Here is a 13,534-nt window from a genome sequence, read left to right as displayed (position 1 = left end):
TCCCACCCTGGGGGATACGACACACGGGATCGGATCGCGCGCGATCCGATCCGAGTGACATGGAGAAATGACTATGAGCACCGACAAGAACATCCAGACCGTGAAGGACTTCTTCGCCGCGATCGGCCGCGGCGACAGCGAGGCTCTGCTGGCGCTGGTCAGCGAGGACATCGAGTGGATCATCCCCGGCGAGGACTGGCCGCTGGCCGGAACGCATCGCGGGCACGACGGGGTGGCGGATTTGCTCGAGACGGCATCCAAGTCGATCGAAACGTCCACCGAACCCCGCGAGTTCGTGGCGCAAGGAGACCGGGTCCTGGTCGTCGGATTCGCAAAGGGAAAGATCAAAGCCACGAACAAGACGTTTAGGGACGACTGGGTCTTCGCCATCGCCGTTCGCAACGGCAAACTGACGAACATCCGGGAGTACGTCGACACGCAGGCACTGGCACGAGCCGCGCGCGTGTCGAATGCCCAAGCCTAAAGGAAATCCAGATGTACGACCAATCCAAGCTGTCCGAGTTGATCCGGTTCGCACGTATCGATGCGGGCGCCACCGTGATCGACGTTTACCCAGGCGACGGCGACTGGACCCGTGTCTTCTCCGAGATCGTGGGACCCGAAGGACGGGTTGACAGCTTCGTGCCGGCCGAAGTCGCGCACTTCAAGAACGATCCGCTCGGCCTTATGCGGAGGCTTGCGAAGGAGCCGGGCCGAGACAACGTCGAAGCCGTGTCAGCGGACCTCGTGGCGATGCCGCAGGTCACGCGACCAGCGGATGTCCTGTGGCTGCACTTGTTCTATCACGACCTCCACACCGCGCTGATCCAGGCCAGGGGCGCGACGGCGGCCGACTTCAATCGCGCCGTCTACGAGCGGCTGAAGCCCGGCGGGTGCTACGTCATCGTCGACCACGCCGCCGCGCTCGGGGCGGGCACGAGCGAGGCCCAATCGCTGCATCGGATTGAGCCTGCATCCGTTCGCAAGGAGGTGGAGGCGGCCGGCTTCGTGCTGGACGCGGAAAGCACCCTGCTCGCGAACAAGGACGATCCGCACACGATCAAGGTGTTCGATCCCGCCATCAAGGGCAAAACCGATCGCTTCGTGTATCGGTTCGTGAAGCCGTGACAGAGATCGTAGGGCGGATTAGCGAAGCGTAATCTGCCATCTTGCGCGCGACTCGGCGAGAGAGGCCGGATTTGCGGCTAATCCGCCCTACGCATCCGCTGCAGGTCAATTTCGGTTCTTGAGCTTTCGATGCAACCGGATCACTTTTTAGTCCTGCCGTCAGATGGCAGCTCCGCCGACCCGCCGATTTTGTTCGAGACCACGTAGATGTCGACGCCGCTCATCGAGCATTCCTCGCTTGATGCTTGGCTTTTCGTGATGACCTCGATCGTCTTGCCATCCTTGGTGTGAAACGTGATGTCGTAAACCTGCTGGTAGAGGTCTTTGCCGATCTTTTCGGATGCGAGACGAACGGCCTTCGTCTGCGCCTCGATCACTGATGGGATATCAATCAGGCCGGCGTTCTTGAGGTGCACGAGGGCCATGTTATTGGGCCAACTCGCGCAGTCCGGAGACTTCGCCAGAGCCACCGCAGCCGGCATGGCAAATATTGCGGCCATCACCACTTTCAACGCGGCGCGCATCAGCATGCCTCGGTCTCTAAAAACTACTCCCACTCAATCGTCCCAGGCGGCTTGCTGGTCACGTCATACACCACCCGGTTCACGCCCTTCACCTCGTTGATGATGCGCGTCGCGGTCTCGCCCAAGAACTTCATGTCGAACTGGTAGAAGTCCGCGGTCATGCCGTCGGTGGAGGTGACGGCGCGCAGGCCGACGACGAAGTCGTAGGTGCGGCCGTCGCCCATGACGCCCACGGTCTTCACAGGAAGCAGCACGGCAAAGGCCTGCCAGATGTCGTCGTAGAGACCGTGCTTCCTGATCTGGTCGATGTAGACCGCGTCCGCCTTGCGCAGGATCTCGAGCTTGTCGCGGGTGATCTCGCCGGGGCAGCGGATGGCGAGGCCGGGGCCCGGGAACGGGTGGCGGCCGACGAAGATTTCGGGCAGGCCGAGCTCGCGGCCGAGCTTGCGCACCTCGTCCTTGAACAGCTCGCGCAGGGGCTCGACCAGCTTCATGTTCATGCGCTCGGGGAGCCCGCCGACATTGTGGTGCGACTTGATCGTCACCGACGGGCCGCCGGTGAAGGAGACGCTCTCGATCACGTCAGGATAGAGCGTGCCTTGCGCCAGGAAGTCAGCGCCGCCGATCTTCTTGGCCTCCGCCTCGAACACCTCGATGAAGAGGCGACCGATGGTCTTGCGCTTCACTTCCGGGTCGGTGACGCCTTCGAGCTCGCCCAAAAACTGCTTCGAGGCATCCACGTGCACGAGCGGGATGTTGTAGTGGTGGCGGAACAGGTCGACGACCGTCTTCGCTTCGTCAAGGCGCAGCATGCCGTGATCGACGAAAACGCAGGTGAGCTGCTCGCCGATCGCTTCGTGGATCAGCACGGCCGCGACCGCGGAATCGACTCCGCCGGACAGGCCGCAGAGCACCCTGCCCGTGCCGACCTGGGCGCGGATCTTCGCGATCTCCTCCTCGCGGAAGGCGCGCATGGTCCAGTCGCCGGAAAGGCCTGCGATCTTGCGGACGAAATTTCGGATCAGTTTGGCGCCGTCGGGCGTGTGCACCACTTCCGGGTGGAACATCAGGCCGTAATATTTGCGCGTCTCGTCCTGTATGATCGCGAACGGCGCGTTCGGCGAGGTGCCGGCGACCGAGAAGCCCGGCGGCATCTTGGTGATGCGGTCGCCATGGCTCATCCAGACCTGGTTCTTGCCGCCTGCCGACCAGACGTCCTCGAACAGCTTGCTCGGCGCCTTCACCTCCACATCGGCGCGGCCGAATTCGCGGTGATGGCCGCCCTCGACGGTGCCGCCGAGCTGCTCCGCCATGGCCATCTGGCCGTAGCAGATGCCCATTACCGGCACGCCGGAATCGAAGATCGCTTGCGGCGCCCGGGGCGATCCCGCCTCATGTACCGATTCAGGGCCGCCGGAGAGAATCACCGCCTTCGGCTTCATCTCGTTGAAGGCTTGTTCGGCCTTGTTGAACGGGACGATTTCGCAATAGACGCCGTCCTCGCGCACGCGACGCGCAATGAGCTGCGTCACCTGGCTGCCGAAGTCGACGATGAGAATCTTGTCATGCGCCGAGGGCGTCGACGCGGAGCGGTCGGTCTGTGCTGCTGTCATGGCAAGCAGATACGCGACGGGGGCTTTTCCCGCAACCGCGCGGGCCGCGCGCCCACATTCTTCTTTGGGGTATGGACAAATTGATATAGGTAAGTATTATTGACCTATATGGCCCGCCACTCACCAAGGGCCGATCAGGGAGAACGCCATGCCAAACCATCATCAGCCGTCATCGCTTGCAGAGCTCGGCCGCACCTGGGTCGAGGCCTGGAACGCGCGCGAGCTCGAACGCGTGCTCACGCTCTATGACGAGGAAACCGTGATGACCTCGGACCGCATCCCCGCGATGGGATTCGATGAAAGCGGCACCGTGCGCGGAAAGGATGCGTTGCGCGCCTATTGGGGCAAGGCGCTCGCCCTGTTGCCGAATCTGCATTTCTCGCTGATCGAATTGTTCGTCAGCCCTGATAGCGTGGTGGTGTTCTACGAGAACGAGCGGGGAAAGCGGATCTGCGAATATCTGCGGGTGAACGCGGCCGGAAAGATCGTGCAGGGATCGGCGAATCATCCGGTGCCCTGAGTCGCGCTTCTAGCTCGAGGACGCACCAAGGCCGACGCGAATCAGCGCTTGCGCAGACCGGCCTTTCTCACCCTGGTATCGGACCATGCCAGTGGACGGCCGGCCCGCGACGGAAGCACGAGCTTCCCGACCGGCTGGCCCGTCTCGTCCACCAGGTCCGAATGGACTTCGCCGCGCGCGTAGAGATTCGCTTCGCCCCATTGGCGCAAGCTGACCACGACTGGAAACAGCTCGCGCCCCCTCTTGGTCAGCGCATATTCCCGATAGGCGCTGCCGTCGGAGGCCGGAATCAGTTCGAGCACGCCAAGCTCCACCAGCCTGTGCAGCCGCGCAGTGAGCATGCCCTTGGCGATGCCGAGGTTCTTCTGGAAATCGCCAAATCGACGCAGCCCGTCGAAGGCATCGCGCACGATCAGAAGCGACCAAATGTCCCCAACTGCGTCCAGTGCACGCGCCACCGGGCAGTCAGCCTCGGCAAAACCGGTCCGCTTCATTCGCCGCCTCCAAATTGGTCTTAAAATAGGACTGGACAGCGCGGTGTGCAACTGGTCTTATTTTAAGACTAGACAGAACGTGCCGGAGACGACAATGACAATCCACGATGCCGCCACAGCCGGACCGACCAACGCCGACGAAAAGGCCGACGACACCGCCGGGCGCGGGCTCTCGCGCGGGATGGCGATGCTGCTGGCGCTGACCTGCGGCCTGAGCGTCGCCAATATCTACTTCGCGCAGCCGCTGCTCGATGCCATGGCGCGCGATCTCGGCATCGACCCCGCCGCGATCGGGATGGTGGTGACCTTCACCCAAATCGGCTACGCGTTCGGCCTGATCCTGATCGTGCCGCTCGGCGACCTCTGGGATCGCCGCCGCCTGATCGTCGGCCAGACCGTGCTGTCGGCGATCGGCCTCGTCATCGTCGGCACGGCGGCGCATGCCGCCGTGCTGCTTGTGGGAATGGCGCTAGTCGGCATGCTCGCCGTCGTCGTCCAGGTCCTCGTCGCCTTTGCCGCGACGCTGGCCAGACCGGACGGGCGCGGCCGCGCGATCGGCACCGTCACGAGCGGCATCGTCGCCGGCATCCTGCTGGCGCGGTTCGCCTCGGGCGCGCTGGCCGATTTCGGCGGCTGGCGAATGGTCTACCTGGTCTCGGCCGGCCTCATGCTGGCCATGGCGGCGCTGCTCCTGCGCGTGCTGCCGCGCGGCCGGCAGTCGGCGCTGGCCCGATCCTCTTATCTGTCGCTGTTGCGCTCAACCGCCTCGCTGTTTGTCGACGAGCCGATACTGCGCGAGCGCGCGTTGTTTGCGTTTCTGATCTTCGCCAATCTCAACGTGTTCTGGACGTCGATCGTGCTGCCGCTCTCGGCGCCTCCCTTCGCGCTGTCGCATACCACCATCGGATTGCTCGGCGTCGCCGGGTTCGCCGGAGCGCTCGCGGCGCGCAATGCCGGGCGGCTTGCCGATCTCGGATGGGCCCAGCGGACCACCGGGCTGTCACTGCTGCTGATGCTGGCTGCCTGGGCTCCGATCGCCTGCCTGCAAAGCTCGCTCTGGCTGGTCGTCGCCGGCGTGATCGTGCTGGATCTGGGACTCCAGGCCGTGCACGTGACGAGCCAGAGCCTGATCATCGCCGTGCGGCCCGATGCGGCGAGCCGACTGGTGGGCGGTTACATGGTGTTCTACTCGGTCGGAAGCGCGATTGGCGCGATCGCGTCGACGATGGTGTACGCGATGGCCGGCTGGTCCGGCGTCTGCGTGCTCGGCGCGGGAATCAGTGCCGCCGCGCTGCTGGTCTGGGTCATCATCGCAAGCAGGATGCCGGTGACGGCAGATTGCGCGCTGATGCATGGGCAAAAATAAGGGCCGAAAACAATAAGAACTGTAAAAATGAGGACTACCGCGAAAGCATCCGATAGTAACGGCACTGCCGTCGCCGCCTCAGGATCACCATCATGAAGCTCCCCACCTCCCCTTTCACCGTCACCGACTGGAGCAAGGTCGAGCCGACCGTCCATCCCGGCGAGACCGGGCAAGCCAAGTGGCGTACGCTCGACATCGGCGATCTCCGGGTGCGGATGGTCGAATATTCGCCGGGCTATCTCGCCGACCATTGGTGCGACCGCGGCCACGTGCTGTACGTGCTGCAGGGCGAGCTCGACAGCGAGCTGCGCGACGGCCGCAAGTTCAAGCTCACGGCGGGGATGAGCTACCAGGTCTCGGATTTCGGCGATGCAGCGCACCGATCCTCGACGACGACGGGGGCGACGCTGTTTATCGTCGATTGAGGCGCCCCGGAAGGGTTAATTTGCACCGCAAAATAGCAAAATTCGGCGACATCCCGAGCGGCGGGTGGTGCCTTGAAGTGGCCCCAAAATCTCGCTATATTGTGATCATCGATACTTGGCCGAACGACTGGGCCGCTTCGCTTCGTTGCTGACGGGCGCGCACGCTTCAGATGATTTCTCCAACATCGACTGATCAGGACTATGGGCGCAATAGTGCGTACCGGTCCGCGTGTTAACTTCTTAAGCAAAGGAAATTCCCATGGCTATGGGCACCGTGAAGTGGTTCAACAATCAAAAGGGTTTTGGTTTCATTCAGCCGGATGACGGCGACAAGGACGTGTTCGTGCACATCAGCGCCGTCGAGCGCGCTGGCCTCTCGACCCTAAACGAAGGTCAGAAGGTCTCGTTCGACATCGTCGCCGATCGTCGCAGCGGCAAGTCCTCGGCTGACAATCTCCGCGTCGGCTAAAGCCCGCGCACCGTTCTGACCACGGACGTACCGGCAGAACGTCGAGTTAGAAAACCCCGCGACCGGGTTCCGGTTCGCGGGGTTTTTGTTTGGTGAGACAGGCGTCGCGTCATCCGCGATGTCGTGGGGTGGGCTATGCCTTCTTCAAGACCGAGACGAAGAACCCGTCCGTTCCCGTCCGCCGCGGTGTCATCAGCCAGCCTTCCGGCGATTGCAGCGCGGCTTGCGCAAACTCCTCGGCCTTGTCCCAGAGCACGCTCGCGGTCTGCTCGGGCGGCACCACAGCGAACTCGGGATGGCGGGCGGTGAACGCCCTCACCTGGTCGCCGTTCTCCTCTGAGAGCACCGAGCAGGTGATGTAGGCAATGCGGCCGCCGGCCTTGAGCAGCGGAACCGCGCGATCGAGCACCGCGGTCTGGTCCCGCAGGCGGATCTCCAGCGCGCCCGGACGCATGCGCCATTTGGCATCGGGATTGCGGCGCCAGGTTCCGGTTCCCGTGCAGGGCGCGTCGATCACGACGAGGTCGGCGGTCGCGCTGATCTCCGCCAGCGGATCGGCCTCCCCCTTGGGCGTGCGCACATCGGCATTGTGGACGCCGGCGCGCGACAGGCGTTCGTGAATGGGCGCAAGTTGCCGCTTGTCGCTGTCGGTCGCGATCAGCCGGCCCTTGCCCTGCATCATCGCGGCGAGCGCCAGCGTCTTGCCGCCGGCCCCCGCACAGAGATCGATCACCTGCTCGCCGGGTTTTGCCGCGGTCAACGCAGCCGCAAGCTGTGACCCCTCATCCTGCACTTCAATGGCACCCTTGATGAAATCCTCTTCGGCCTGGATGCCGGGGTTGCGCGCATCGGCCGAAAGCTCGATGCGCAGGCCGGTTGCGGACCAACGCGTCGGTTTCGCATGAAGGTGAGCAAGCGCCCCCAGCGTCTTGTCGCGATTGGATTTTAACGTGTTGACGCGCAGGTCGAGCGGCGCCCGGCTCGCCATCGCGGCCGCCTCCGCGACGCGTTCGTCGCCGAACGCTTTTGCCAAATACGGATCCAGCCATTCCGGATAGTCACCGGCGATCGCGGCCGGGGCACCTTCAAGCGACCGCGAGGCGAGCGCGGCCTGCTCGGCCTCGGTCAACGGCGCGGGGGCAAAGCGGCTGCCGTCGAACAGCGCGGCCATGGTCGCCGCGTCCATGTTGCGCTCGAGGCGGAGCATGCCGATCAGCCGAGCACGCGCGGTGTCCGAATCCATCAGGTAGGCGCTCGAGGCATAGCGGCGCAGCACGTCCCAGACGAGGCCGGCAATGGCGGCGCGGTCGCCGGATCCGGCGAAGCGGTGCGCGGTGCCCCACTCCTTCAGCGCCTTGGCCGCGGGCACGCGGTCCTTCTCGATGGTGTCGATCAGTTCGATGGCTGCGGACAGCCGGGCAGCGGGAGTCATTTGAATCTTTCAGATCAAATCCGACGGCTAACCGTCAGATCAACAAGAGCATCTTCAGTGCGAAGTAGATCCACATCGCGAGCAGCACGAGCACGCCGGCGAGCCAGATCGTGGAGCGGCGCCCGAGATTGTTGGAGGAGACGAAGATTCCGGCATGGACGAAGCGCGTCACCACGAACACCCAGGACATCAGCACGATGAAGAGATCGGCATGGCGCAACGGGAGCGCCAGCGCGATCAGGGCGTAGAACAGCACCGGCAATTCGAACTGGTTGCGGTAGCAATTGGCGATTTGTGTGGCGCCCTTGGGCCAGTTGGGCTCGCCGAGCGCAATGTCACGGCTCTTGGTCTCGCCGGAGACGAGCGCGCGCCGGCGTCCCAGCGCCATGGCGATCAGGAGCGCGAAGGTGAGACCGACCTGCACGAAGACCGGCAGCAAAACCATTTGAATGGACATCGAAATTTCTCGGGATTTTCCCATCCGGCGGAAGGCACAGCTAGCGTCCATTAGCGGTCACCGCTGGTCCTGACAATCAACGAGTTGAACCGGCGTTCCCGATGAGGCGACCAACTGTCGACAGTTAAAGCGATTTTGGCCCCTCGGGGCGCAAGGCGAGATACCGCCATGAACACCCTCTTCAGCCAGATCGGCAGCCTGACCGGCACTTTGACCGAGTCAGCCGACGGGCAGTTCGGCATCCTGATGTCGGCGCTGGCAGGCATCGCGACCGCGCTTGCGGTGGCGCTGGCGATGACGGTCTACTTCCGAATGAGCTATCGGACCTGGCGCGATGTCCTCAGGCATGGCCTCGCTGCGCTCGCCCTCCTCGCTCTGTTTGCGTTTGCCGCCTACGACATGCGCCATGCCGCGCTGGCCTATCTCGGCCTCAATCCCTCGAAACCCGCGGTCGAGTTCGAGATCCGCATGCCCAAGGAGACCTTGGCGGCGGTGTCCGACACCCAGATCGAGCTGCATACCGAGCGCAACCAGACGCTGGCACTGGTCGAGGGCGTGCGGGAGCTCGGTGATGGCCGCTCCGTGCTGCGTGGCGCGGTACCGCTCAACCACCGCACTGCGGACCGCGTGCTGGTCGTGAACCTGCCCGGCAAGGGCACCTTCGAATTCCGCCTCCGCCTGCCGGCCGAGCCGCATCGCTCCGAACAGTCCGGCGCTCAGTTCGGCCCTCAGTTCGGCCCTCAGTTCGGCCCTTGGCACCTCGCCGACCGCATCGCCTCGCCGCTGGCAAGCCCGGTCGCGCCGCAGGACGCCTACACAATCCGCTATCGCGTGCTTTAAACTTTGTTCGATCGCTGACCGCGGACGCGCCGTCATCGTTCCGACGTCGGGCGTGGCCTATGATCGATCCATGTCCGAATTTCGCCTGACACAGATCTCCGACGCCCATCTTGGCCGGCGCTTCCCTGGCCTGATCGCCAACTTCCAGGCGCTCAGCGAGCATATCGACACCGATAGGCCCGATCTCGTTGTCAACACCGGCGACGTCTCGTTCGACGGGCCGACCAGCCGCGACGATGTCGAATTCGCCAAGGGCCTGCACGATGCCCTGCCCGTCGCCTGCCGCTACATCCCCGGCAATCACGACATTGGCGACAATCCGACCGCGATCGGCCCTGCGCCGAAGCCGCCGGTCGCGGAAGCGCATCGTCAGCAATTCCGCGAGATCATCGGCGAGGACCATTGGTCGTTCGAGGCCGCGGGCTGGTGCTTCCTCGGCCTCAACTCGCTGGTGATGAACTCAGGGCTCGCCTTCGAGGCCGAGCAGTTCGATTGGCTTGCTTCGGAAGTTTCGCGCACGAACGGCAAGCCGGTCGCGCTGTTCGTACACAAGCCGGTATTTCTCAACGGGCCCGACGACCCCGAGACGCCGGAGACGTCGATCCGCTATGTGCCGCAGCCGGCCCGCGCGCGGCTGATCGAGATGTTTGCACATGTCGACCTGCGCCTCATCGCCAGCGGTCACGTGCACCAGCGGCGCGACTTTACCTGGCGCCACACCCGCCACGTCTGGGCGCCGTCGGCCGGCTTCAAGATCAACGATGCGCGCCAGGACCGGATCGCGATCAAGGAGGTCGGGCTCGTGGAGTACCGCTTCCAGCCCGACGGCTTCGAGGTTCGCCACGTCAGGGCCGCGGGCCAGGTCGATATCGATATCGAGGAGCTGCTCGCCCAGATGGGCGGTGCGCATTAGCGCCGCCAGTCGCGGCTCAAGCGACGCTTTTGAGATCCTGCTGGATCGCGGCAAGCAAGGACTGCAGCGCGTCGCTGTTCACCGGTTTGGCCCCGGTATTGGCGGGCAGAACATTGGCAGGCCGCGCGGCATTGACCGGGCGCTTGGGGAATGGCGGCGTGGGTGTGGGCATCGCGGATTGCGCGAACACGTCCTCGGTATGGACGAACTTGCCATGGATGACGTCGTCGCGACGGCCCATGACAAACATGGTCGCCCAATAACCGGCAGCCAGCAGGATTACGCAGAAAACAACAAGCTCTAACATCATCGCACCTGAAATATGCGCAATGATTCAATGCCTTCGCGAGCCCGTCAATGAACCGACGGTCACACCTGCGGCTTTTACGGGCGGGTGTGGCCGATCAGTCACTCTTTGTTAACCATACCCGGCCCCCGAGGGGGCGAGAGCGGCCGATCAAGCTTTGTCCGGCCCGACCCGCACCAGCTGCTTGCCGAAATTGGCCCCCTTGAGAAGCCCCATGAAGGCTTCGGGCGCGCTCTCCAGGCCCTCGGTGACGAACTCCTTGTACTTGACCTTGCCCTCGCGGACCCAGCCGGACATGTCGCGCAGGAAGTCGCCATGGCGGGAGGCGAAGTCGGAGACGATGAAGCCGCGGAAGGTCAGCCGCTTGGTCAGGGTCGCGCGCATCATGCTGGCGGCCCATTTCGGCGGCTTCGCTTCAGTGTCATTGTAGTGGGCGATGAGGCCGCAGACGGGTACGCGCGCAAACGCATTGAGCAGCGGGAACACCGCCTCGAACACGGCGCCGCCGACATTCTCGAAATAGACGTCGATGCCCTTCGGGCAGGCGTCCTTCAGCTTCGCGGCCAGATCGGGATCGCGGTGATCGATGCAGGCATCGAAGCCGAGCTCCTTCACGACGTAATCGCATTTGTCCTTGCCGCCGGCGATTCCAACCGCGCGTGCGCCCTTGATCTTCGCGATCTGTCCCACGGCTGAGCCGACCGCGCCGGAGGCGCCGGCGACGACGACGGTCTCGCCTTGCTGCGGCTTGCCGATATCGAGCAGGCCCGTGTAGGCGGTCATGCCGGGCATGCCCAGCACGCCGACGGCCGTCGAGATCGGCGCGAGCTTCGGGTCGATCTTGTTCAGCCCCTTGCCGTCGGAGATCGCGTGCGTCTGCCAGCCCGCGCGCGAGAGCACGATGTCACCCTTGGCAAAGTTTGGATTGTTGGAGGCTGCGACCTCGCAGACCGTACCGGCTTCCATCACACCACCGACGGGCACCGGCGTCGCGTAGGACGGACCGTCGCTCATGCGCCCGCGCATATAGGGATCGAGCGAGAGCCAGATCGTGCGCAGCAGGACTTCGCCTGCGGCAGGCGTAGGAACCGCGAATTCCTCGATGCGGAAATCGGACGGCTTTGGCTCCCCGACGGGACGCGCGGCGAGAACGATGCGTTTGCCTTGGGACATGATGGCTTCCTCCTGATTATGCTTCGGCGCGAACGGAAGCGGAGGGAGCGGAGCACGTCAACACAAAAGCACACTCTCGCTGTCATCGCCCGCGGGCGATCCAGTAATCCGAGAGGGTCGTGGTAGAGCCGAAAGGCCGCGGCGTACTGGATGCCCCGCCTTCGCGGGGCATGACACCGTCATTTGGGCAATTCCAACGCGCAGCCGCGAGCCTAACCCCCGCCCGGATAGTTCGGCGCCTCGCGCGTGATGGTGACGTCGTGGACGTGGCTTTCGCGCAGGCCCGCGCCGGTGATGCGGACGAACTGGGCCTTGTCGTGCAGGTCCTTCATGTCCTTTGCACCGACATAGCCCATCGCGGCGCGCAGGCCGCCGGCGAGCTGGTGCATGACGTTGCCGACCGGGCCCTTGTAGGGCACCTGGCCCTCGATGCCTTCGGGCACGAGCTTGAGCGTGTCCTTGATGTCCTGCTGGAAGTAGCGGTCGGCCGAGCCGCGCGCCATCGCGCCGACCGAGCCCATGCCGCGATAGGCCTTGTAGGAGCGGCCCTGCCACAAGAACACTTCACCGGGCGTCTCGTCGGTGCCGGCGAGCAGCGAGCCGACCATCGCGATGTCGGCACCGGCAGCGAGCGCTTTGGCAAGGTCTCCGGAAAACTTGATGCCGCCGTCGGCAATGACGGGGATGTCCGACTTCTTCGCCGCCTCGACCGCATCCATGATCGCGGTGAGCTGGGGAACGCCGACGCCGGCGACGATGCGAGTGGTGCAGATCGAGCCCGGGCCGATGCCGACCTTGATGCAGTCCGCGCCCGCATCGATCAGCGCCTGCGCACCCTCCGAGGTCGCGACGTTGCCGGCAACGACCTGCACGGAATTGGACAGGCGCTTGATGCGGTTGACCGCATGGAGCACGTGACGGGAATGGCCGTGCGCGGTGTCGACCACGACGAGATCGACGCCGGCATCGATCAGCCGCTCGGTGCGCTCGAAGCCGCTATCGCCGACCGTGGTGGCGGCGGCGACGCGGAGGCGGCCCTGCGCGTCCTTGCAGGCCAGCGGATGGGCGACCGCCTTCTCCATGTCCTTCACGGTGACCAGGCCGACGCAGCGATACTGCTCGTCGACCACAAGCAGCTTCTCGATGCGATGCTGATGCAGCATCCGCCGCGCCTCGTCCTGGCTGACATTCTCGCGCACCGTGACGAGACCTTCATGGGTCATCAGCTCGGAGATTTTTTGCTGGCGGTCGGTGGCGAAGCGGACGTCGCGGTTGGTGAGAATGCCGACCAGCTTGCCCGGCGTGGACTTGCCCGCACCGGTGACGACGGGAATGCCGGAGATGCCGTGATCGCTCATCAGCTTGAGCGCGTCGTCCAGCGTGGCGTCCGGGCTGATCGTGAGCGGGTTCACCACCATGCCCGACTCGTAGCGCTTGACCTGCCGCACCTGGGCAGCCTGCCCTTCGGGATCGAAATTGCGATGGATGACGCCGATGCCGCCGGCCTGCGCCATGGCGATCGCCATGCGGGCTTCGGTGACCGTGTCCATGGCGGAGGCCATGATCGGGATGTTGAGCGGAATGGCGCGGGTGACGCGGGAGCGGATGTCGACCTCGCCCGGCATGACGTCCGACAGGCCCGGCTTCAGCAGCACGTCGTCGAACGTGAGGGCTTCGCGAATGCCTTGTTGCACCGTGGCCATGTGCCAACTCCTTCCGCGGCCCTGCCGCAAATAGCTATGGATGAGCGCCGCCCTCGGCGTACCTTGCGGCAACGCCGGAGAATCGGAGCCCATCGGTGGGGTTGACGCGGGTCGATAGCACGGGCGGGCGACGAATCAAAGCAATTCGGACCGCCGGCCAGCCATGCACA

General features: G+C 64.4%; 16 protein-coding genes. 8 read left to right on the top strand and 8 right to left on the bottom strand.

Features of this window, described 5'->3' with window-relative positions; translation table 11 throughout:
• Window positions 1–73 precede the first annotated feature (73 nt).
• Window positions 74–484: a nuclear transport factor 2 family protein gene (locus AC0L23_RS07175; RefSeq protein ID WP_085352861.1), complete on the top strand. Its 411-nt coding sequence runs from the start codon at window positions 74–76 to the stop codon at window positions 482–484.
• Window positions 485–495: 11 nt separating this feature from the next.
• Complete coding sequence (locus tag AC0L23_RS07170; protein WP_085352860.1) at window positions 496–1,128, top strand: class I SAM-dependent methyltransferase; 633 nt, start codon at window positions 496–498, stop codon at window positions 1,126–1,128.
• Window positions 1,129–1,268: 140 nt separating this feature from the next.
• On the opposite strand, the gene AC0L23_RS07165 is transcribed toward AC0L23_RS07170, so the two are convergent.
• The gene (locus tag AC0L23_RS07165) at window positions 1,269–1,658 is read right to left on the bottom strand and encodes a hypothetical protein (RefSeq protein ID WP_018459189.1); all 390 of its coding nucleotides are present in this window, start codon (window positions 1,656–1,658) and stop codon (window positions 1,269–1,271) included.
• A 17-nt stretch (window positions 1,659–1,675) separates the two neighbouring features.
• Window positions 1,676–3,265, bottom strand: a complete 1,590-nt coding sequence (gene guaA, locus AC0L23_RS07160; RefSeq protein WP_085352859.1) for a glutamine-hydrolyzing GMP synthase — start codon at window positions 3,263–3,265, stop codon at window positions 1,676–1,678.
• 148 nt (window positions 3,266–3,413) lie between these two features.
• On the opposite strand from guaA, the gene AC0L23_RS07155 reads away from it, so the two are divergent.
• The gene (locus AC0L23_RS07155; protein ID WP_085352858.1) at window positions 3,414–3,785 is read left to right on the top strand and encodes a nuclear transport factor 2 family protein; all 372 of its coding nucleotides are present in this window, start codon (window positions 3,414–3,416) and stop codon (window positions 3,783–3,785) included.
• 41 nt (window positions 3,786–3,826) lie between these two features.
• Here AC0L23_RS07155 and AC0L23_RS07150 read toward each other — a convergent pair whose 3' ends face one another.
• Window positions 3,827–4,279 carry a winged helix-turn-helix transcriptional regulator gene (locus AC0L23_RS07150; protein ID WP_018459192.1) on the bottom strand — a complete coding sequence of 151 codons (453 nt, stop codon included), beginning with the start codon at window positions 4,277–4,279 and terminating at the stop codon, window positions 3,827–3,829.
• Between the two features lie 94 nt (window positions 4,280–4,373).
• Here AC0L23_RS07150 and AC0L23_RS07145 point away from each other — a divergent pair, with 94 nt between their 5' ends.
• The 3 genes from AC0L23_RS07145 to AC0L23_RS07135 all read left to right on the top strand — a co-directional run bounded on the left by AC0L23_RS07145 (window position 4,374) and on the right by AC0L23_RS07135 (window position 6,539).
• Window positions 4,374–5,645 (top strand): MFS transporter, encoded by a 1,272-nt coding sequence (locus AC0L23_RS07145; RefSeq protein WP_085352857.1) that lies wholly within the window; start codon window positions 4,374–4,376, stop codon window positions 5,643–5,645.
• 92 nt (window positions 5,646–5,737) lie between these two features.
• Window positions 5,738–6,070, top strand: a complete 333-nt coding sequence (locus AC0L23_RS07140) for a DHCW motif cupin fold protein (protein WP_085362172.1) — start codon at window positions 5,738–5,740, stop codon at window positions 6,068–6,070.
• A gap of 259 nt (window positions 6,071–6,329) precedes the next feature.
• Window positions 6,330–6,539 (top strand): cold-shock protein, encoded by a 210-nt coding sequence (locus AC0L23_RS07135; protein ID WP_007592195.1) that lies wholly within the window; start codon window positions 6,330–6,332, stop codon window positions 6,537–6,539.
• Between the two features lie 133 nt (window positions 6,540–6,672).
• Here the strand turns inward: AC0L23_RS07135 and AC0L23_RS07130 are convergent, their stop codons facing one another.
• Both AC0L23_RS07130 and AC0L23_RS07125 read right to left on the bottom strand, forming a co-directional pair.
• Window positions 6,673–7,971: an RsmB/NOP family class I SAM-dependent RNA methyltransferase gene (locus AC0L23_RS07130; RefSeq protein ID WP_085352855.1), complete on the bottom strand. Its 1,299-nt coding sequence runs from the start codon at window positions 7,969–7,971 to the stop codon at window positions 6,673–6,675.
• 34 nt (window positions 7,972–8,005) lie between these two features.
• On the bottom strand, window positions 8,006–8,428 hold the full coding sequence (locus tag AC0L23_RS07125; RefSeq protein WP_026233755.1) for an MAPEG family protein: 423 nt from the start codon (window positions 8,426–8,428) through the stop codon (window positions 8,006–8,008).
• A gap of 168 nt (window positions 8,429–8,596) precedes the next feature.
• On the opposite strand from AC0L23_RS07125, the gene AC0L23_RS07120 reads away from it, so the two are divergent.
• Window positions 8,597–9,268, top strand: coding sequence for an acriflavin resistance protein (locus AC0L23_RS07120; RefSeq protein WP_085352854.1), 672 nt, complete (start codon window positions 8,597–8,599; stop codon window positions 9,266–9,268).
• A 70-nt stretch (window positions 9,269–9,338) separates the two neighbouring features.
• Window positions 9,339–10,181 (top strand): metallophosphoesterase family protein, encoded by an 843-nt coding sequence (locus AC0L23_RS07115; protein WP_085352853.1) that lies wholly within the window; start codon window positions 9,339–9,341, stop codon window positions 10,179–10,181.
• A gap of 16 nt (window positions 10,182–10,197) precedes the next feature.
• Here AC0L23_RS07115 and AC0L23_RS07110 read toward each other — a convergent pair whose 3' ends face one another.
• The 3 genes from AC0L23_RS07110 to guaB form a co-directional block, all read right to left on the bottom strand.
• The gene (locus tag AC0L23_RS07110) at window positions 10,198–10,488 is read right to left on the bottom strand and encodes a hypothetical protein (protein WP_026233756.1); all 291 of its coding nucleotides are present in this window, start codon (window positions 10,486–10,488) and stop codon (window positions 10,198–10,200) included.
• A 150-nt stretch (window positions 10,489–10,638) separates the two neighbouring features.
• Window positions 10,639–11,661 (bottom strand): NADP-dependent oxidoreductase, encoded by a 1,023-nt coding sequence (locus tag AC0L23_RS07105; RefSeq protein WP_085352852.1) that lies wholly within the window; start codon window positions 11,659–11,661, stop codon window positions 10,639–10,641.
• Window positions 11,662–11,873: 212 nt separating this feature from the next.
• Entirely contained in the window at window positions 11,874–13,364 is a 1,491-nt protein-coding gene (guaB, locus tag AC0L23_RS07100) for an IMP dehydrogenase (RefSeq protein WP_007609139.1), read from the bottom strand.
• Between the last annotated feature and the right edge of the window lie 170 nt (window positions 13,365–13,534).

The sequence above is a fragment of the Bradyrhizobium sp. MI1.4 genome (assembly GCF_055811315.1).
The sequence above is the reverse complement of the archived record's forward strand: the minus strand, read 5'-3'. Positions and strand labels throughout refer to the sequence as shown.

Bases quoted from the DNA above. Each gene is read 5' to 3' on its own strand.
- AC0L23_RS07175 (WP_085352861.1), top strand. From the start codon at position 74: ATGAGCACCGACAAGAACATCCAGACCGTGAAGGACTTCTTCGCCGCG.
- AC0L23_RS07170 (WP_085352860.1), top strand. From the start codon at position 496: ATGTACGACCAATCCAAGCTGTCCGAGTTGATCCGGTTCGCACGTATC.
- AC0L23_RS07165 (WP_018459189.1), bottom strand. From the start codon at position 1,658: ATGCTGATGCGCGCCGCGTTGAAAGTGGTGATGGCCGCAATATTTGCC.
- guaA (WP_085352859.1), bottom strand. From the start codon at position 3,265: ATGACAGCAGCACAGACCGACCGCTCCGCGTCGACGCCCTCGGCGCAT.
- AC0L23_RS07155 (WP_085352858.1), top strand. From the start codon at position 3,414: ATGCCAAACCATCATCAGCCGTCATCGCTTGCAGAGCTCGGCCGCACC.
- AC0L23_RS07150 (WP_018459192.1), bottom strand. From the start codon at position 4,279: ATGAAGCGGACCGGTTTTGCCGAGGCTGACTGCCCGGTGGCGCGTGCA.
- AC0L23_RS07145 (WP_085352857.1), top strand. From the start codon at position 4,374: ATGACAATCCACGATGCCGCCACAGCCGGACCGACCAACGCCGACGAA.
- AC0L23_RS07140 (WP_085362172.1), top strand. From the start codon at position 5,738: ATGAAGCTCCCCACCTCCCCTTTCACCGTCACCGACTGGAGCAAGGTC.
- AC0L23_RS07135 (WP_007592195.1), top strand. From the start codon at position 6,330: ATGGCTATGGGCACCGTGAAGTGGTTCAACAATCAAAAGGGTTTTGGT.
- AC0L23_RS07130 (WP_085352855.1), bottom strand. From the start codon at position 7,971: ATGACTCCCGCTGCCCGGCTGTCCGCAGCCATCGAACTGATCGACACC.
- AC0L23_RS07125 (WP_026233755.1), bottom strand. From the start codon at position 8,428: ATGTCCATTCAAATGGTTTTGCTGCCGGTCTTCGTGCAGGTCGGTCTC.
- AC0L23_RS07120 (WP_085352854.1), top strand. From the start codon at position 8,597: ATGAACACCCTCTTCAGCCAGATCGGCAGCCTGACCGGCACTTTGACC.
- AC0L23_RS07115 (WP_085352853.1), top strand. From the start codon at position 9,339: ATGTCCGAATTTCGCCTGACACAGATCTCCGACGCCCATCTTGGCCGG.
- AC0L23_RS07110 (WP_026233756.1), bottom strand. From the start codon at position 10,488: ATGTTAGAGCTTGTTGTTTTCTGCGTAATCCTGCTGGCTGCCGGTTAT.
- AC0L23_RS07105 (WP_085352852.1), bottom strand. From the start codon at position 11,661: ATGTCCCAAGGCAAACGCATCGTTCTCGCCGCGCGTCCCGTCGGGGAG.
- guaB (WP_007609139.1), bottom strand. From the start codon at position 13,364: ATGGCCACGGTGCAACAAGGCATTCGCGAAGCCCTCACGTTCGACGAC.